The sequence below is a fragment of the Kitasatospora sp. MAP12-44 genome, assembly GCF_029892095.1.
Taxonomy (GTDB): domain Bacteria; phylum Actinomycetota; class Actinomycetes; order Streptomycetales; family Streptomycetaceae; genus Kitasatospora.
The window spans coordinates 6,477,843-6,497,795 of sequence record NZ_JARZAE010000004.1 but is presented as its reverse complement, the minus strand read 5'-3'; the positions used below and the strand labels follow the sequence as shown (position 1 = coordinate 6,497,795).

The window sequence follows — 19,953 nt, the reverse complement described above, 5'->3', positions numbered from 1 at the left end:
TCAGATGTTCTCCAACCGCTGTGTCAACTCGGCGAGTTCACGCTCGAGAAGGTCTTCGGGACTGTCAGTGGGCGCGCCCTGCGAGGCCGGCCCGGCGGCCGGGGCCGCGGCGGTGGGATCCTCCGGCTGCTCGACCTCCTCCAGCGGGATGCCGATCTTCCCGGCCAGGAAGGGCGCCATCTCGCGGATGGTCGGGTAGTTCCAGATCAAGGTGGCCGACAGCCGCACGCTCAGGCGGGCCTCCAGCCGGTTGCGCAGCTCCAGCGACATCACCGAGTCGATGCCGAGGCCGCGCAGCGGCAGATCGGAGTCGATCCGGCTCGGCGAGAGCTGCACCACCTGGGCGACCGTCTCGCGCAGCACCGACTCCAGCGCCGCCCGGCGCTCCGGGCCCGGCGCCACCGCCAGCAGCAGCTCCCGGACGCTCGCAGCGGTGGGCGCGGCCTGGTCGACCGGCGCCGTCACCGCCGCCGCCACCCGGGCGTCCTGGCGGACGATCCGCAGGCCGTCCGCCTCCAGCACCACCGCACCGTCCGGATCGGTGACCCGGACGTCGGCCTCCCAAGGCCCGTCAGGACCGGCGGCGCGCAGCACCGCGTGCGCCCAGAGCTCCGGGCCCGGACGCCGGTGGACCAGGATCCGGCCGATGCCCTGGCTCAGGAAGCCGTGGTTCTCCTCGACCCCCCAGCCCTCGCCGAGCACCGGGCCGACCGCCGCCTGCAGCGCCGCGTCGAGGATCGCCGGGTGGACCCGGAATCCGGCCGCCCTGGTCCGCACCTGCTCGGGCACCCGCAGCAGGGCCAGCGCCTCGCCCGCGGTGCGCGAGATCCGCTCGATGCCCTGGTACGCCGGGCCGTACGCGACGCCCCGGGCCGCCAGCAGGCGGTAGTACGCGGCGCCGTCCAGCGCCTCGGCCATCCGGTCCTGGATCTCGGCGAGGTCCAGGCGGTCCGGCGCAGGCCGCTCCGCCTGCGGGGTCAGGATCAGTTCGGCGACCTTGACCATCGCCCCCGAGCGCTGGGCGAAGAGCTGGACGGTCGCCTCCGCGCCCATCTCGGTAAGCACCGTCTGCACCCGGCGGGTGCCGCTGTCCGGCACCACCAGGGGCTCGTGGAAGGCCAGTTCGCAGGCCGCGAAGCGGGTCTCCGGGTGCAGCTCGGCGGCCGCCGCCAGCGCCATCTCCGCGTACGCGGCGCCGGGCGCCAGAGCGGCTCCGCCGATCCGGTGGTCGCCCACGGCGGCGGTGCGCAGATCGAAGTCGCGCTGCCAGTAGTGCACGCCGGGCTGCACCGCGGAGTCCAGCCGCTCGCCGAGCAGCGGGTGCCCGGTGCCGGCCGAGCCGGGCGCGACGTCGGCACGCAGCCAGAACGACTCGCGCTGCCACGGGTAGCTGGGCAGCTTCACCCGGCGGGCGGCGGTGGCCATCGCCCGGCTGGCGGCCACCGGCAGCCCCAGCGTGAACAGCCGGCCCAGCGAGCCGAGCAGGCTGCCCCGCTCGTCCTCCCGGCGGCGCAGCGAGGGCAGCACGGCCGCGGTGGCGCCGATGTGCGCGGCCACCTGCTCGACGGAGGGCAGCAGGATCGGGTGCGGGCTCATCTCCATGAAGGCCTGCACGCCGTCCCGCAGCAGCCGCTCGATCCGGTCCGAGAACAGCACCGGCCGGCGCAGGTTCTCCACCCAGTACTCGGCCCGCATCCCGGTGCCGTCCACCACCTCACCGGTGACGGTGGAGTAGATCGGCACCGTGGCGCGGCGCGGGACCACCTCGCTCAGGGCCTCCCGCAGCTCCGCGCGCAGCGGCTCCATCTGCGGGCTGTGCGAGGCGACGTCCACCTTGACCCAGCGGTGGAACACGCCGTCCTGCTCCAGCTGGGCGGCGATCCGCTCCAGCACACCGACATCGCCCGACAGCACGGTCGAACGGGGGCTGTTGTTCACCCCGATCGAGACCAGCTCCTCCTGGCCCGCGATCGCCGCCTGCGCCTCGTCCATCGTCAACTCGGCCGCCAGCATGGCGCCCAGGCCGCTCAGCCGGCGCATCAGCCGACTGCGCAGGCAGATGATCCGGGCCGCGTCCACCAGGTCGATCGCCCCGGCCACGCAGGCCGCCGCGATCTCGCCCATGCTGTGGCCGACCACCGCGTCGGGCTCAACGCCCCACGAGCGCCAGAGCGCGGCCAGCGCGATCTCGACGGCCAGCAGCACCGGCTGCACCACGTCGATCCGGCTCAGCCGGGACGACTCCTCGTCGGCCGCCAGCTCCGCCAGCACCGACCAGTCGACGAACTGCGCGGCGGCCCGGTCGAAGGCCTCGATCGACTCCCGGAAGGCCGGTTCGGTGCGCAGCAGCTCCCGGCCCATGCCGATCCACTGCGAACCCTGGCCGGGGAAGATGAAGGCGATCTTGGGCGGGGTGTCGGCGGCCCGTTCGGAGACCGCCAGGCCGGCCGCCGCCTCACCCGCGGCGTGCGCCGCCAGCGCGGCCGCCAGCTGCGTGCTGCTGCCGGCCACCGCGGCCAGCCGGTGCGGCTGCGCCGTGCGGCGCGCGGCGGCGGCGCAGACGTCCGCCAGCGCGGTGTCCGGCCCGGCCAGCGCCGTCGCCATCCGGCCCGCCAGCGCCGCCAGCGCCTCCGGGGTCCGGGCGGAGAGGGCGAACAGTTCGCTGTCGAGGTCCTCGGTCTCACTCTGCGGGGTGTGCGGGGTCATCTCGCTCTCCTGCCGGGGCCGGCCCTCGCCCGAGTCCTCGGGACGCCAGCCCTCCAGTACGGCGTGCACATTGGTGCCGCCCCAGCCGAAGGCGCTGACGCCCGCGAGCAGCGGACGGTCCTGCGGCCAGGGGGCCAGCTCGGTGTTCACCCGCAGGCGCAGCTCGTCGAAGGCGATGTGCGGGTTGGGGTTGTCGAAGTGCAGGCTCTTGGGGATCTGCCGGTTCTTCAGCGTCAGCGCCGTCTTGATGAACCCGGCGATGCCGGCCGCGGCCTCCAGGTGGCCCAGGTTGGTCTTGACCGAACCGATCGTCAGCCGCTCGCCGTCGGCCCGCTCCCGGGTCAGCGCCGCGCCCAGTGCGCTCGCCTCGATCGGGTCGCCCAGCATCGTGCCGGTGCCGTGCGTCTCGACGTAGTGGATCTCCTGCGGCGCCACCGCCGCCAGTCGGCAGGCGTCCCGCAGGACGGCCTCCTGGGCGGCGCTGCTCGGCGCGGTCAGGCCGTTGCTCGGGCCGTCGTTGTTGGCGGCCGAGCCGAGGATGGTGCACCAGATCTCGTCGCCGTCGGCCAGCGCCCGGGAGAGCGGCTTGAGCACCACCACCCCGCAGCCCTCGCCCCGGCCGAAGCCGTCGGCGCTGGCGTCGAAGGCCTTGCAGCGGCCGTCCGGCGACAGTCCGCCGAACTGCGTGATGGACACCATGTTGGCCGGGTTGAGCAGCAGGTTGACGCCGCCCGCGATGGCCGCGGTCGACTCCCCCGCCCACAGGCTCTGGCAGGCCAGGTGCACCGCCAGCAGCGAGGACGAGCAGGCGCTGTCCACCATGAAGCTCGGTCCGCGCAGGCCCAGCACATAGGAGAGCCGGTTGGCCACCATGTTGAGGGCCCGCCCGGTCGCCGAGTGCGGCGAGAGTCCGTCCACGTCGGGCGCGGCCAGCTCGGCGTAGTCGTGCCAGATCGCGCTGGCGAACACCCCGGTCCGGCTGCCGGCCAGCGACTCGTTGGCCAGCCCGGCGTCCTCCAGGGCCTCCCAGGCGACCTCGAGGAAGAGCCGCTGCTGCGGGTCCATCTCCTGGGCCTCGCGCGGCGAGATGCCGAAGAAGAGCGGGTCGAAACCGTCCACCGGGCCGTCCAGGAAGCCGGCTTCGACCGGCACCCGGTCGCTCACCACGTCGGGGTGCGCCTGGGCGTACGCCACCGGGTCCCAGCGGTCGGCCGGCACCGGGCCGACCGCGTCGACGCCCTCCTCCAGCATCCGCCAGAACGCCTCGGGGCTCTCGGCCTGCGGGAACCGGCAGCCGATGCCGACCACCGCGATCGGCTCGCGGACCTGCTCGTGCTCGCCGGCGCCGCGCCGGGCCGGCAGCGGCTGCTGCTCCTGCCCGTGCTCTGCGACCTGCGGCTGCGCACTGTCCGGCAGCAGCAGCCCGCGCAGCGCACGAGCGACGGCGGTGGGCGTCGGGTTGTCGAAGAGCAGGGTGGCCGGGAGCCGCAGCCCGGTCGCCGCCCCGAGCCGGTTGCGCAGCTCCACCGAGGTCAGCGAGTCGAAGCCGAGGAACTTGAACGCCTGCCCGGTGCCCACCGCGCCCGTGTCCTGGTGGCCCAGCACGACGGCGGCGTTGGCGCACACCAGGTCCAGCAGCAGCCGGTGCTGCTCGGCCTCCGGCAGGCCGGCCAGCTTGCCGCCCAGCCCGGAGCCGGCGCCCTGCTCGGCCGCGGTGGTCGCCGCCAGTGCCGTACGGCGGGTGCGACGGGCCGGGGCGGCCTGCGCCAGGCCGCGCAGCAGCGCCGGTACGGGACCGCCGCGCAGCGCCGCCGCGTCGATCCTGGTCGGCAGCACCACCGCGCGGTCACCGGCCAGTGCCGCGTCGAACAGCGCGAGCGCGTCGGCGGTGGCCAGCGGGGTGCTGCCGGAGCGGGCCAGTCGGGCCCGGTCGGCGTCGGTGAGGTGGGTGGACATCCCGCTGCTCTGCGCCCAGTAGCCCCAGGCGAGGCTGCGGGCGGGCAGGCCGCGGGTGTGCCGGTGCTGCGCCAGCGCGTCCAGGAAGGCGTTCGCCGCGGCGTAGTTGGCCTGCCCGGCGTTGCCGAGGGTGCCGGCCACCGAGGAGAACAGCACGAACGCGCTGAGGTCCAGGTGCTCGGTCAGCCGGTGCAGCTGCCAGGCCGCGTCGGCCTTGGGCCGCAGCGCGGCGTGCAGCTGCTCGGCGGTCAGGTTGGGCAGGGTGGCGTCGTCCAGCAGGCCCGCAGCGTGCACGATCGCGGTCAGCGCGTGCTCGCCCGGGACGGCGGCCAGCAGCGCGCCGAGCTCGCCCGGGTCGGCGGTGTCGCAGGCCGCGATGGTCACCTGCGCGCCCAGCCCGGCCAGCTCCTCGCGCAGCTGCTCGGCGCCCGGCGCCCGCTCGCCGCGCCGGCTGGTGAGCAGCAGGTGGCGCACGCCGTGACCGGTCACCAGGTGACGGGCCAGCAGCCCGCCCAGGGTGCCGGTACCGCCGGTGATCAGCACCGTCCCGGCCGGGTCCAGCGGCGCGGGCAGGGTGAGCACCACCTTGCCGATGTGCCGGGCCTGGCTGAGGAAGCGGAACGCGGTCGGCGCCTGGCGGATGTCCCAGGTGCGCAGCGCGATCGGCTGGAGCACGCAGCTCTCGAAGAGGGCCATCAGCTCGGTCAGCATCTGCTGGATCCGCTCGGGGGCCAGCGTCAGCAGGTCGAAGGCCTGGTAGTGCACGCCCGGGTGGGCGTCGGCCACCTGGCCGGCGTCGCGCGGGTCGGTCTTGCCCATCTCGATGAAGCGCCCGCCGGCGCCCAGCAGCCGCAGCGAGGCGTCGGTGAACTCCCGGGCCAGCGAGTTGAGGACGACGTCCACCCCGGCGCCGCCGGTCGCGGCGCGGAAGGACTCCTCGAAGGCGAGGTCGCGGGATGAGGCGATATGCGCCTCGTCCAGGCCGAACGCCCGCAGGGTGTCCCACTTGGCCGGGCTCGCGGTGGCGAAGACCTCCGCTCCCCGGTGCCTGGCCAGTTGCAGGGCGGCCAGGCCGACCCCGCCGGTCGCGGAGTGCAGCAGCAGCCGCTCGCCGGCCCGCAGGCCGCCCAGCTCGGTGAGGCCGTGGTAGGCGGTCAGGAAGACGATCGGCACACTGGCGGCCTGGGCGAAGGACCAGCCCGCCGGCACCCGGGTGAGCAGCCGGTGGTCGGTGACCGCCACCGCGCCGATGCCCTGCGCGAACAGGCCCGCCACCCGGTCGCCGACGGCCAGGCCGGTCACCTCGGTGCCGGTCTCCAGCACAGTGCCGGCGCCCTCGGTGCCGAGCAGCGCCTGGTCCGGGTACATGTCCAGGGCGATCAGCACGTCGCGGAAGTTCAGCCCGACGGCGCGCACCGCGACCCGGACCTCGTGGGCCGCCAACGGCCGTCCCTGTTCGGGGTGTTCGGCCAGCGCGAGGCCGGAAAGGCTGCCCGGCTCGGCGACTTCGAGACGCCAGTGGTCACTGCCCTCGGGCAGCGCCAGGGCGTCCGACGGTCCGCGCCCGGCCAGCCGAGCGGCGAGCAACTTGCCGTCACGGACTGCGAGTTGCGGCTCGTCGGCGGCCAGCGCCGCGCGCAGCAGGCCGCCGGCCTCCGAGCGGTGGTCCAGGTCGAGCAGAACGATGCGGCCCGGCTGCTCGGACTGCGCGCTGCGCACCAGCCCCCACAGCGCGGCGGCGGGCAGGTCGCGGACGTCCTCGTCGGCGTGCGTGGCGATGGCGCCGCGGGTGACGATCGCCAGCCTGCTGTCGGCGAACCGCTCGTCCGCCAGCCAGTCCTGCAGGATCGTCAGCAGCTCGACCGCCGCGCGGTGGGTCTCCTGCGCCGGGTCGGTGCAGGTCAGCGGCGTGCTCCAGGGCAGCAGCAGGACGTCGGGGACCACCGCCAGCTGCGCGAGGTCGGTGACCACCGGGGAGCCGAACAGGCCCTCCTGGCCGTGCCGACTCAGCACGGCCCAACTGGCCGCGCCCTGAGCCGATCCGTCCGGCTCGGGCAGCTCCGTCCAGTCGAGCTGGAAGAGACCGCCGGTGGTGGTGCTGCCGCCGCTGGTTGCGGGCGCCGCGGCCGGGCGGGTGCTGAGCGAGCTCGCGGTGGCGACCGGCGCGCCGGTCGGGTCGGTGACGGTGAGCGCCACCCGGTCCGGGCCCTGCGACGTGAGGTGGACGCGCAGGCTGGTCGCCCCGGTGGCGTGCAGCCGCAGGCCGCTCCAGCTGAACGGCAGTCGCAGCTCCTCCCCCGTCCCGTCCAGCAGTGGCAGCAGGGCCATCGGGTGCAGGGCGGCGTCCAGCAGGGCCGGGTGGATGCCGAAGCCGGCGGCGGCCGCGGCGTGCTGGTCGGCGGGCAGGGAAACCTCGGCGAACAGGTCGCCGCCGCGCCGCCACAGGGCGGTCAGGCCCTGGAAGGCCGGGCCGTACTCATAGCCGCAGTCGGCCAACCGGGCGTAGGCGTCGGTGAGTTCGACCGGCTTGGCCTGCGGTGGCGGCCAACTGCCGCTCAGGCCCGGGTGGTCGGCGATCTCCTCGGCGGCGCAGACACTTCCGGTGGCGTGGCAGGTCCAGGCGGCCTCGGCGGTCGGCCTGGCGTGGATGGTGACGGTGCGCCGGCCGGTGCCGTCCGCCTCGGCGGCGCCCGCGCCGGTCAGCGCGACCTGGAGTTGGACGCTGCCCTGCTCGCCGAGGAACAGCGGTGCGTGCAGCGTGAGTTCGTCGACCAGGTCGCAGCCGACGGCCTCCGCCGCGTGCAGCGCCAGCTCGGCGAAGGCGGTGCCGGGCAGCAGCACGGTGCCGCGCACCGCGTGGTCGGCCAGCCAGGGGTGGCTGCGCAGGGACAGCTGTCCGGTCAGTACCAGGCCGTCGCCGTCGGCGAGTTCGAGCGTGGCGGCGAGCAGCGGGTGCTCCGGGTCGGTCAGACCGGCCGAGGAGACGTCCGTCGCGCTGTCGGTGGTGAGCCAGTAGTGGTGGCGTTGGAAGGGGTAGCTGGGGAGGTCGGTGTGGGTGGTGGGGGTGTGGGTGTGGGGCCAGGTGATGGGGTGGCCGTGGGTCCACAGGTGGGCGGCGTTGGTGAGCAGCCGGGTGGGGGTGCCGTCGGTGCGGTGCAGGGTGCCCAGGGTGTGGGTGGGGGTGCCGGTGGCCTCGGCGGTGTCCTGGATGTGGTGGGTCAGGATCGGGTGCGGGCTCACCTCCAGATAGGTGTGGTGGCCGGTGGTGGCGAGCTGGTGGATGGTCTGGTGCAGGTTGACCGGCCGGCGCGCGTTCTGGAACCAGTACGGCGCGGTGAGCTCGCTGCCCTCCAGGGCGGTGGTGGTCACCGTGGAGTGGAACGGGGTGCGGGCCGGGTGCGCGCTGACCTGGGCCAGTGCGGCCATCAGCTCGTCGTGCAGCGGCTGCACCTGCGGACCGTGGCTGGCCACCGTGGAGGGGATCACCCGGGCCTGCACGCCCTGCGCCGTCAACTCCTCGACCAGCGCGGCCAGCGCCACGCCGTCCCCGGAGACCGTGATGTTGCGCGCGCTGTTGTGCCCCGACACCGTCAGCGTCGGGTAGCGGTCGAGGTAGGGCTGGGCCTGCTCGGGAGCGAGGTTGACCGCGGCGACCGCGCCGTTGCCGGTCAGGTGCTGCTGGAAGAGCCGGCTGCGGGTCACCGTGATCAGCGCCGCATCGCTCAGACTCAGCACACCCGCGACATATGCGGCCGCGATCTCACCCTGAGAGTGGCCTATCACGGCATCGGGAGCGATCCCCAACCCCTGCCACACCTCGGCCAGGCTGATCATGATGGCCAGCAGCACCGGCTGCAGCACATCGATCCGCTCCAGATCGTGCCTGCCCTCGGTGTCCCGCAGCGCCTCCAGCACCGAGATCCCCGCATGCACCGCGATCACCCGATCGCACTCCAGCATGCACTGCGCGAACCGCGGCGAGGCCTCCAGCAACTCCAACGCCATCCCGGCCCACTGCGAACCCTGACCCGGGAACACGAACACCACACCATCGGTGTCACCGACCGTTCCGGTGACCACCGCGGCATGCGGCTCGCCCTCGGCCAGGGCGCGCAGCGCGCTCAGCATGCCCGCCCGGTCGGCGGCGAACACCGCGGCCCGGTGCGAGTGAGCGCTGCGCCCGACCAACGCGGCTGCCAGCGCCGCCGGTTCGAGCTCGTGGTCGGCCTCGGCGAACTCCAGCAACTGGGCGGCCCGGGCCCGCAGGGCCGGCTCACCGACGGCGGAGAGCAGCAGCGGCAGGGCGGGCTCGGTCAGCAACTCTTCGGCCTGGTCGGCCCCTTGCTCCCCTTGCTCCTCGACCGGCGCCACGACGACGCCCTCGGCCGGTTCCAGGGCCTGCTCCAGGATGGCGTGCGCATTGGTGCCGCTGATGCCGAACGAGGAGACCGCGGCCCGGCGCAGTCGCCCGGTCTCCGGCCAGGGCGTCGCCTCGGTCAGCAGCGCGACCGAACCCGACGTCCAGTCCACGTGCGGCGTCGGCGAGTTGACGTGCAGGCTGCTGGGCAGCAGCCCGTTGCGCAGCGCCATCACCATCTTGATCACGCCGCCCACCCCGGCCGCCGCCTGGGCGTGTCCGATGTTGGACTTCAGCGAACCGAGCAGCAGCGGGCGGCTGCGCTGCTGACCGTAGGTGGCGAGCAGCGCCTGCGCCTCGATCGGGTCACCCAGCTTGGTGCCGGTGCCGTGCGCCTCGACGGCGTCCACCTCGGCCGAGGCCAGACCCGCGTTCGCCAGCGCCTGCTGGATCACCCGCTGCTGAGCGAGGCCGTTGGGGGCGGTGAGGCCGTTGGAGGCGCCGTCCTGGTTGATCGCCGAGCCGCGCAGCACGGCCAGCACAGGGTGGCCGTGCTTGCGGGCGTCGGACAACCGCTCCAGCAGCACCATGCCGACGCCCTCGCCCCAGCCGGTGCCGTCGGCGTCGGCCGAGAAGGCCTTGCACCGCCCGTCCGGGGAGAGCGCCCGCTGCCGGCTGAGCTCGACGAACAGGCCCGGGGTGGGCATCACGGTGGCGCCGCCGGCCAGCACCAGCGAGGACTCGCCGGAGCGCAGCGACTGGCAGGCCAGGTGGATGGCGACCAGCGAGGAGGAGCAGGCGGTGTCCACGGTGACCGCGGGCCCCTCCAGGCCGTAGGTGTAGGCCAGTCGGCCGGAGATCACGCTGGACGTGGTGCCGGTCAGCGCGTAGCCCTCGACCTCGGCCGAGCCCTCGTGCAGCCGGGGGCCGTAGTCCAGCGACATCGCACCCACGAAGACGCCGGTGCGACTGCCGCGCAGGGCCACCGGGTCGAAGCCGGCCCGCTCGAACGCCTCCCAGGAGGTCTCCAGCAGCAGGCGCTGCTGCGGCTCCATGGCGAGCGCCTCGCGGGGCGAGATGCCGAAGAAGGCCGGGTCGAACTCGGCTGCCTCGTACAGGAATCCGCCTTCGCGGACGTAGGTCGTGCCGGTCCGCGAGAGCTCCGGGTCGTACAGCTCGTCCAGCCGCCAGCCGCGGTCGGTCGGGAAGCCGGCGATCGCGTCGACGCCGTCGACCACCAGCTGCCAGAGGTCCTCGGGCGAGCGCACCCCGCCCGGGTAGCGACAGGCCATGCTGACGATGGCGATCGGCTCGTCCTGGAAGGAGGCCGGCGGGCGGTTGGCGGTCACCGCGCGGGATGAGCCGGCGGAGCCGCCGAGCAGCTCGGCGCGCAGGTAGCCGGCCAGCGCGGCGGCCGACGGGTGGTCGAACATCGCGCTGCTCGGCACATTGAGCCCGGTGGCCTTGGCGAGCCGGTTGCGCAGCTCGACGGTCATCACGGAGTCGTAGCCCAGGTGCTTGAACGCCTGGCCGGCCTGCTGGGAGTTGAGCGAGTCGCGGCCGGAGACGGCGGCGACATGGGTGCGGACCAGGTCGAGCACCAGGCGCTCGGCCTCGTTGCCGCTGAGCTCGGCGAGCCGCTCGCGCAGCGAGGACTTCTTGGCCGGACGGGTGGCCGGCTCCTGCGCCGGCTCCTGCGCCCGTACCGGCGCGGACACCGGCGCGGCTTCCTGCTCGCTGCTGCTGCTGTCGGAGGTGGTGGTGAGCCAGTAGTGGTGGCGTTGGAAGGGGTAGCTGGGGAGGTCGGTGTGGGTGGTGGGGGTGTGGGTGTGGGGCCAGGTGATGGGGTGGCCGTGGGTCCACAGGTGGGCGGCGTTGGTGAGCAGCCGGGTGGGGGTGCCGTCGGTGCGGTGCAGGGTGCCCAGGGTGTGGGTGGGGGTGCCGGTGGCCTCGGCGGTGTCCTGGATGTGGTGGGTCAGGATCGGGTGCGGGCTCACCTCCAGATAGGTGTGGTGGCCGGTGGTGGCGAGCTGGTGGATGGTCTGGTGCAGGTTGACCGGCCGGCGCGCGTTCTGGAACCAGTACGGCGCGGTGAGCTCGGTGCCCTCCAGGGCGGTGGTGGTGACCGTGGAGTGGAAGGGGGTGCGGGCGGGGTGCGCGCTGACCTGGGCCAGTACGGCAATCAGCTCGTCGTGCAGCGGCTGCACCTGCGGACCGTGGCTGGCCACCGTGGAGGGGATCGCCCGGGCCTGCACGCCCTGCGCCGTCAACTCCTCGACCAGCGCGGCCAGCGCCACGCCGTCCCCGGAGACCGTGATGTTGCGCGCGCTGTTGTGCCCCGACACCGTCAGCGTCGGGTAGCGGTCGAGGTAGGGCTGGGCCTGCTCGGGAGCGAGGTTGACCGCGGCGACCGCGCCGTTGCCGGTCAGGTGCTGCTGGAAGAGCCGGCTGCGGGTCACCGTGATCAGCGCAGCATCGCTCAGACTCAGCACACCCGCGACATATGCGGCCGCGATCTCACCCTGAGAGTGGCCTATCACGGCGTCGGGAGCGATCCCCAACCCCTGCCACACCTCGGCCAGGCTGATCATGATGGCCAGCAGCACCGGCTGCAGCACATCGATCCGCTCCAGATCATGCACACCACCGGTGTCCCGCAGCGCCTCCAGCACCGAGAACCCCGCATGCACCGCGATCACCCGATCGCACTCCAGCATCCGCTCCGCGAACCGCGGCGAGGCCTCCAGCAACTCCAACGCCATCCCGGCCCACTGCGAACCCTGACCCGGGAACACGAACACCACACCATCGGTGGGGACTTCGCCCACCTGACCCTCGATGACCTTCGCGGCCGGACGCCCCTCGGCGAGCGCCTCAAGGCCGTTCAGCAGCTCGGCCCGGTCCTCGCCGAGCACCACCGCGCGGCACTCGAAGGCGGTGCGCTCGGTGGCCAGCGAGCGGGCGACCTGGTCCGGGTCGAGTCCGGGGTTGCGGAGCGCGTACGCCAGCAGCTGCGCCGCCTGGTCGCGCAGCGCGTCCTCGGTGCGGGCGGAGAGCAGCCAGGGCGCGAGCCCCCCGCCGGTCAGCGGCGCCGGGGCGCTCTGCTGCCGCTCCGCCGCCGTGTCCCAACTCTGCATCACCAGGTGGCAGTTGGTGCCACCGACGCCGAACGAGGAGACGCCGGCCAGAGCCGGGGCACCGTCCTGCTGCCAGGGCCGCAGCTCGGTGTTCACCTGGAGGTTGAGCTCCTCCAGCGCGATGGCGGGGTTGGCCCGCCGGAAGTGCAGGCTGGCCGGCAGCGCGCGGTTGCGCACGCACAGCGCGGTCTTGATCAGGCCGGCGATGCCGGCCGCGCCCTCCAGATGGCCGATGTTGGTCTTCACCGAGCCGACCAGCAGCGGCGAGCCCACCGGACGGGCGGCGCCGATCACGGCACCCAGCGCGGCCGCCTCGATCGGGTCGCCCACTCTGGTCCCGGTGCCGTGCAGCTCGACATAGCCGACCTCGGCCGGGTCGGTGCCGGCCCGCTCGTGCGCGAGCCGGATGACGTCCGCCTGGGCGGACTCGCTGGGCACGGTCAGCCCGGCCCCCGCGCCGCCGTTGTTGACCGCACTCCCCCGGATCACGCAGTACACCGGGTCGCCGTCGGCCAGCGCGTCCGCGAGCCGCTTGAGCACCAGCGCCCCGCCGCCCTCGCCCCGGACGTAGCCGTTGGCCCGCTCGTCGAAGGTGAAGCAGCGCCCGTCCGGGGAGAGCCCGCCGAACTGCTCGGCCACCCGCAGGTTCTGCGGAGCGGTGTGCAGGTTCACCCCGCCGGCCACGGCCAGCGTCGACTCACCCGTGCGCAGGCTCTCGCAGGCCATGTGGACCGCGACCAGCGAGGAGGACTGCCCGGTGTCCACGGTCAGGCTGGGTCCTTGCAGGCCCAGCGTGTACGAGACCCGGTTGGCGATGATGCTGCGGTGCAGCCCGGTCAGGGTGTGCGGGCCGACCGCGTCGGCGCCGCCGTTCAGCGTCAGGGTGGTGTAGTCACTGCCCAGCGAGCCCACGAAGACACCCGTGCGGCTGCCCATCAGCGTGCCGGGCACGATGCCGGCGTTCTCCAGCGCCTCCCAGCCGAGCTCCAGCATCAGCCGCTGCTGGGGGTCCATCGCGGCCGCCTCGCGCGGCGAGATCCCGAAGAAGTCCGGGTCGAACATGCCGATCCCGTCCAGGAACGCCCCCTGGCCGAGTCCCGAACGGCCGTCGGACGGCCCGGTCGTGACCGCGTCGGTGCCCGCGCTGAGCAGCCGCCAGTAGGAGTCCAGGTCCGGCGCCTTGGGGAGGCGGCAGGCCATCCCGACGATCGCGATCGCGTCGCCCATCGCCTCGTCATCAGTGGAGAACATCGGCCAGTCCCTCGGTGTGCTCGGTCGCGGTCGGGTGGAACGGTCTGGCGGCAGGGAGCGGCGGCCAGGACGTGTCGGGGGTGATGCCGGCGAACAGGTCGTCCTCGGGCAGCTGCACCGGGACGGTCGACCGGGCCAGGTAGTAGTCCTCGGTCGGCCAGGCGGCACGCAGCAGGTCCGGCGGGTGGATGAACCAGAAACCGTCCGGATCGATCTGCGTCTCGTGCGCCTGGAGGGCGCGGAACCGGGTCTCGAACCAGTCGCCGCACGGCACCCGGGTGGTCAGCGGCAGCAGCGGGGTCGGGTCGTGCTGCCAGAGCCGCATCAGCTGCGCCGACAGCGCGGGGTCGGAGAGGTCCGCGCCGCGGGCCCGCAGTTCGGCCCGCAGGGCGGCGATCCGCTCGGGGTGCGAGCCGCCCACGTGGTAGTAGAGCTTCGACGGCTGCCACGGCCGGCCCGTGCCGGGGCAGCAGCCGGCCTCCCCGGCGCTCTCGAAGGCCGCCACCGAGACCTGGTGGCACATGATGTGGTCCGGGTGCGGGTAGCCGCCGTTCGGGTCGTAGGTCAGCATCACGTGCGGCCGGAACTCCCGGACCACCCTGACCAGTTCAGCCGCGGCGACGTCCAGCGGACGGCTCGCGAAGCAGCCCTCGGGCAGCGGCGGCAGCGGCCAGCCCTCCGGCAGGCCCGAGTCGACGAAGCCGAGGTTGCGCTGGCGTACTCCCAAGATCTCGCAGGCGAGCGCCAGTTCGGCCCGCCGCACCGCTCCGAGGTTCTCCCGTACCCCCGGGCGGTCGGCCGCCGGATTCTGGATGTCGCCGCGTTCGCCGCCGGTGCAGGTGACCACCAGCACCTCGACGCCCTCCGCCGCGTAACGGGCCATCGTGGCAGCGCCCTTGCTGGACTCGTCGTCCGGGTGCGCGTGCACGGCCATCAACCGCATCGTCATGACGGCACCACCCAGCGCACCAGACAGGAGCCGATCGCCATGCCACCGCCGAAGCCGGCCAGCAGCACCAGCTCGCCCTCGCGCAGCAGGCCCGCCCGGTTGGCCGCGTCCAGGGCCACCGGGATGGACGCACTGCCCACGTTGCCGTACTCGACCAGCGTCTTGTGCGTCTGAGCCCGCTCCAGCCCGGCGGCCACCACCAGCTGGTCCAGCATCACGCCGTTGGCCTGGTGCGGGACGAAGTGGTCCACCTCGGCCAGCGGGTGCCCGGCCCGCTCGGCGAGCGCGGCCAGCGCCGGCGGCACGTGCTCCAGCACGAAGTCGCGCACACCGCGGCCGTCCATCCGGAAGTAGTGCTCGCCGGCCGCCACCGTCTCGGCCGAGGCGGGCAGCCGGCTGCCGCCGGCCTCCACCCGGATCAGCCCGTGCGCGTTGCCCTGGCTGATCAGCCCGAACTCCAGGATCCCGGCCGGCTCGTCCACATGGCCAAGCACCGCCGCGCCGGCGCCGTCCGCGAACAGCACCGCCGTACGGCGGTCGGTGAAGTCGAGGATGCGCGAGTAGACGTCGGCCGCCACCACCAGCGCGTGGCAGCCGGGCCGGCGCGCCAGCAGGCTCTCGGCCAGCGCCAGCCCGTAGACGAAGCCGCTGCACACCACGTTGATGTCGAAGCAGACCGCCTTGTCCGCGCCGAGCAGGCCCTGCACCAGGCACGCGGTCGGCGGCTGCGGGGAGTCCCCGGTGGAGGTCGCGACGATCAGGTAGTCGATCTGCTCGGCGGCCAGTCCGGCCTGCGTGAGCGCCTCCGCGGCCGCCTGCGCGGCGAGGTCCGAAGTGGCCTCGCTGGGCGCCGCGTACCGGCGCGACCTGATCTGGGTCTTGCGTTCGATCCACTCGGCGGTGGCACCGACCCGCAGTGCCACTTCCTCGTTGGACACCTCTTCCTTCGGGAGGTAGGAGCCGGTTGCCAGGATCCCGACCGATGTCCTTGCCACGATATGAGTACGCCTTTCGCGAGACAGGGGCTGCCGGAATTCGGGCGCACCGGGCAGTTCCGGGTGCCCTGATGCATGCAATTCCCGATACCTGTCCATCAATTCGGTGCGGCAGGTCGGCAGATGGGCTGCGCTGTGATGCTGCGATGCGATGCGTTCGAAAAGCACACTATGAACGCGCCCGGTGATCGCCAACCCCTAACCGGGCCCCATACGCCCCACGTCCCGAACCCCCGTCCCACGCTCTGATCACAGCGATGCCCCGCCACCCTGGAAGGGTGACGGGGCATCGCGGCACGGCGAGTCCGGGTCAGAAGATCGGACGCCCATCCTGCAGGTATCGGGCGTGTCCATCAGCCAGCGCCAAGAGTGCAGCGTCATAGCGTGGCTGCAACCGGGGACGCAACCGCTCGCGGGCAGCAGCAGTCGACAACATGACCGCATCCGACAACTCATGATCATGAGGGCGGAGTTGCGTCGCCTGCTCGGCGGTGATCTCGCCGCCGTCAAAGATCATGGCCAACTGATCATCCCAAGGCCCGTGCGGCGGCACCCAATCGACCACCAGCAGCTTCCGAGGCGTGAGGTCCAGCCCCAGCTCCTCGCTCACCTCTCGACGGCCCGCGGCCTCGGGGGATTCGTTGGCCTCAACCATGCCCCCGGGCAGATCCCAACCCGGCTTATAGCCCGGGTTGACCACCAACACCCGGCCACGCCGGTCCCTGATGATCAGATCAACCGCGACCCGCTTCCGCGCCTGCTTGGCATTCCCCTCGGCCAAATAGGCGTTCCACGCTTCCGGGTCGTCAGGCGTCGGCGGTGTCCTCAAGACCGGTTCCTCCCCTTAGCGGCGGCATGATGTCGGCTAGCAGCAGCGCCCGCGCTCTGTTTGCTTCATCGAATCGTGCCAGATACTCATAAACAGGTCGGTAGGCAGTGTGGCGGCTGAGTTGATCTCGGAGGCCATCCAGCTGTCGGACGACCCGAATGGATCCTAGGGTTGGGCTGGTGGCGAGGAGTTCAATCCCGACGATCACAGCTGCATCCAGCTCCCCGCGCCTAACGCGCAACGAGGCGAGCGTGATCCGGCTCAAGGCTAGGGACCGGGCTCGACTGTCCTCCCGAAGGCTGACGGCTTGCTCGGCGTGCACAAGCGCAGGGGTGAGCTGCCCCAAGTCCGCGAACACCAGCGCTGATTCGCTGGCAAGCGTCGCGTGGTCAAACGGACTCAGCCAGGGATGTTCGTCGTCGGCTGCAAGCTCCAGAGACACGCCCGCCTGGTCCAGTGCGTAGGTCGCAGGGGCGTATTGCCCTGTCGCCGCGAGGGCGCGAGCGTGCATGGTGTGCAGGCGAGCCATAAGGCTTGGCAGGTGCGGCCCGCTTCGTGCAAGTTCAATCCCCACCAGCGCCCAGTGCGCCGCCTGGTGAGGATCACCGGACTGCAGCGCCAGATGGCTGCTGCTTGCGGCAACGTGCGCGGCGAGCGGAAGGTCTCCGGAAGTGCGGGCAAGCGGCAGCGCCTTAGCGAAGTGCGCTGCCGCCAAGTCATCTTGGCCCGAGTCGTGAGCCATCCAACCGGCCATTTCGGTGAGCGCTGCTGCCGCACCGAACACCCTGGGCCCGGTTGCTCCATCGACCAGACGAGGGGCGACGCTGACAGTCAGGTGGCGGACTACAGCGCTGTACAGCCGCCCGCCACCGGCCTGGCGGTCTGCATTTCGGAAGGCATCCATCGCGGAAAGGTCGTCCGAGTCGGCCGGCACTTCGGCAAGCGGCACACTGTAGGCAGCCGACGGACCCACGGATTCCCATGGGCGTCGAGCGAGGCCGAGCAGGGCGCCGGGAATGTGGACGGCGTCAGCGATCTGCTCGAACATACTCAGCTTCTCAACCCGCGTGCGGCCGTTCATGTAGTCGTAGAGCCGCCCTTGGGTGATCTCTACTGCTGCGGCGATTCGACGGGTACTGACTCCGCGGGAGTTGAGCAGTCTGAACAGGGCCCCCATGTCTCTGGCCCGGAGGATGGCCAACAGGCGTTCATCGCCGAGCAGGCCCGCAACAACATCGCGCGGCCCTGGTGGTTGCTGGTCCACAGATTCGCTCCCCTGACACGGTGCTCCGATCGTAGACCCACAGCCGGTTAGCTGACCCCAACTTGGAGTCACCACCTCGGAGTCTCCCGGCTGGCACTCGGCACCGTTGAATGTGCATCAGCTAGTCGGTGACTTCGCACGTGGGGTTTTAGGTCTCCAGCCAGCGGGGGCGGGTTTCGTCGATGCCGAGGAGTTCGAGCAGGTGTGCTTCGACTCCTCGGCTGATGAGGATGGTGGGTGGGCTGGTGGCGGTGCCGGGTCGGAGCATGAGACTGTCGAGCTGGTAGAAGATCATGCGGCCGGTGGGGCGGACCTTGCGGTTGTCGGGGTAGAGGCCGGACATGGTCTGCTCGGGGCCCAGGGCCTGGCGGACCTGGCGTTCGATCAGGCAGAAGACCAGCAGGGCCAGGCAGATCACGGTGATCAGGGCCGTGATGCGGCGGTTGTTCTCGAGGAAGATCGGTGCGACGGCCAGGGGCCCCTTGAAGTCGTTGTACCGGCGTTCGACCACGCCCTGGCCCTTGTAGCGCCGGAGCACTTCGGCGGCGTCGGCCTGCTCGGCGGTGAGCCGGGTCACCAGCGCGTACCAGCCGTCGGCGGCGGCCTGGGCATCCAGGACGGCTTGATCGAAGGTCCAGCCCAGCGACGGACGCCCGTCCTCGTCGGTGGTGACGGTGGTGTGCAGGCAGTTCGCGACCCGGCGGGATTTGGCGATGACACCGATCCGGGCTTCGACCTTGGCCGCGGTGTTGTAGTACCGCCCGCCGGCCGAGCGTTGCAGCTTGTCCAGGTCCTCGGTGGCCTTGGCCAGGCGTTTCGTGCGGGCGGCCCGCTGTCCCTTGGCGTTGCCGGTGGAGTGGACCAGGACCCTGCGCAGCCGGTGCACGGGATCGCTTTTGCGGGGCCCGGCCATGACGTGGACGTCTTCCAGGACCCGGTAAGACTCGCGCTGGTCGGCAGGGGTGTTCCGCTCGCGGTCGCGGTCGTTGACGTAGTTGACCGGCTCGGCGCGGTCCACGTCCAGAGCGGCGTAGACACCGGCGTCCACCTGGGCGGCCGGGAGCGGGGCGATGAAGTCGACCTTCGCGTCCAGCAACGCGGTGATGTTCGGGTGGGAGACCAGCTTGGAGTCCGCGACGAGGAGGAAGTCCTTGCGGTCGGCGATCTTCCGCAGGGCTTTCATCGCGCCGACGACCTGGGCGACCTCGCCGGCGCCGCCGTCGTAGGCGCGGTGGAAGACCGGGATGCCGCCGTCGCGGGTGACGGCCAGCCCGGCCTGGATCTGCTTCAGATCGACCCGCCGGTCCTTGGGGTGACCGTACTTGACCTGCGGGAATCCGTCCTCCTGGTCCTCGTAGGCGCCGAACATGGACATCGAGGTCATGTCCCAGTGGAGCTGCCCGACGTCGATGCCGAACTCCGCGATGGCCTGCGCGCCGACCGAGCCGGTGATCTCCTCCAGGCGCGGTGCGATGGCGTCCAGGGCCCGGGCGAGCCGGTCGTCGTTCAGCAGTGCGGGCTCCACGCCGAAGACCTCCTCGACGGCCCATTTGCGGGCCCAGTCGCCCACCCGGACCATCGACGTCGGGCACGAGAGCCGGTTGGCGACCAGGACCTCGATGACCTGCCCGTGCGTCAGGTGGGCCAGATCCCGGATCGGGCACAGCTCGTCGATGATCCCGGCCACGTCCAGCCGGCGCAGAAACTCGGCAGAGGCAGGCAGAGCGCCCAGACGCCTCTCCACCACGGGAGCCAACTCCACCGTCAGACGAGGACGTTGAACCCGGGAACGACGCGAACGAGATATCGGCACGCCCCCATCAAAGCGAACAACCAGCCCCCAAGCACCGGTCATACCGACCATTCACCCGAACGTGTCATGTGCGGAGGATGGGGCTAGTCCAACAGGTGCACTGCTGCGAGCGACAAATGAGGTGAGACCGTGTCTGACTCTCTGCTCTCCCGCCTCGTCGGGGAGCAACGTCGGCAGGCGGAGGAGGCATGCGCCGAGCTTCGCGAGGTGACCGAAGATGCGAGGTGCCCGCTGCCCTCACTGGCAGTCGAGTCGGCATCCGTCATCACGGGCACTGTCCTGGTTCAGATGGGCGGTGCGACGCCGGAAGTCGTCCGGCGACTCGCGGAGGTTCTGCGCGCTGGGGTTGACGCCCTGGCTGCCGAGGACACCCCCTCCGCCGTTTCGCACCGCTGGGAACCGTCGCCCGGTGACCTGGTGGTGGACGTGTCGGCGGGCAGGGTCGGCGAGTTCTGCGGCGAGGACGACTCCGGACGGTGGCTGATGGCGCCGCCGACCGGCGGCGAGCCCTGGCCCGCAGACCCCGGGACGGTCCGGGTGGCCGGTCCGATGGACCAGATCAGGGCCGAAGCCGCCCGTGTAACTGCCCGAAGCAAAGCGAGAGTTGGCTAATGATGACCGAGACTGACACGACCAATTCGCCGAAGCCGTGGACCCCGGCGCACTCCGACTGTAGCGAGACGGCCCGTCGTGAGT

At 72.3% G+C, this 19,953-nt stretch carries 7 protein-coding genes; 1 reads left to right on the top strand and 6 read right to left on the bottom strand.

The window, feature by feature from the left end; translation table 11 throughout:
* The 6 genes from P3T34_RS29640 to P3T34_RS29615 form a co-directional block, all read right to left on the bottom strand.
* The gene (locus P3T34_RS29640) at positions 1-13,407 is read right to left on the bottom strand and encodes a type I polyketide synthase (protein ID WP_280669088.1); all 13,407 of its coding nucleotides are present in this window, start codon (positions 13,405-13,407) and stop codon (positions 1-3) included.
* Positions 13,394-14,356, bottom strand: coding sequence for a mycothiol conjugate amidase Mca (mca, locus tag P3T34_RS29635; RefSeq protein WP_280669087.1), 963 nt, complete (start codon positions 14,354-14,356; stop codon positions 13,394-13,396). The genes P3T34_RS29640 and mca overlap by 14 nt, the downstream gene beginning before the upstream one ends.
* Positions 14,353-15,351, bottom strand: a complete 999-nt coding sequence (locus tag P3T34_RS29630; RefSeq protein ID WP_280669086.1) for a ketoacyl-ACP synthase III — start codon at positions 15,349-15,351, stop codon at positions 14,353-14,355. The genes mca and P3T34_RS29630 overlap by 4 nt, the downstream gene beginning before the upstream one ends.
* Positions 15,352-15,661: 310 nt before the next feature.
* Positions 15,662-16,180, bottom strand: a complete 519-nt coding sequence (locus P3T34_RS29625; RefSeq protein ID WP_280669085.1) for an NUDIX hydrolase — start codon at positions 16,178-16,180, stop codon at positions 15,662-15,664.
* Positions 16,158-17,444 (bottom strand): XRE family transcriptional regulator, encoded by a 1,287-nt coding sequence (locus P3T34_RS29620; RefSeq protein WP_280669084.1) that lies wholly within the window; start codon positions 17,442-17,444, stop codon positions 16,158-16,160. Before P3T34_RS29620 ends, P3T34_RS29625 begins: the two co-directional genes overlap by 23 nt.
* 148 nt (positions 17,445-17,592) lie before the next feature.
* A complete protein-coding gene (locus tag P3T34_RS29615; RefSeq protein ID WP_280669083.1) occupies positions 17,593-19,191 on the bottom strand; it encodes an IS1634 family transposase in 1,599 nt (532 codons plus the stop codon).
* A gap of 195 nt (positions 19,192-19,386) precedes the next feature.
* On the opposite strand from P3T34_RS29615, the gene P3T34_RS29610 reads away from it, so the two are divergent.
* A complete protein-coding gene (locus P3T34_RS29610) occupies positions 19,387-19,869 on the top strand; it encodes a hypothetical protein (RefSeq protein WP_280669082.1) in 483 nt (160 codons plus the stop codon).
* Positions 19,870-19,953 lie beyond the last annotated feature (84 nt).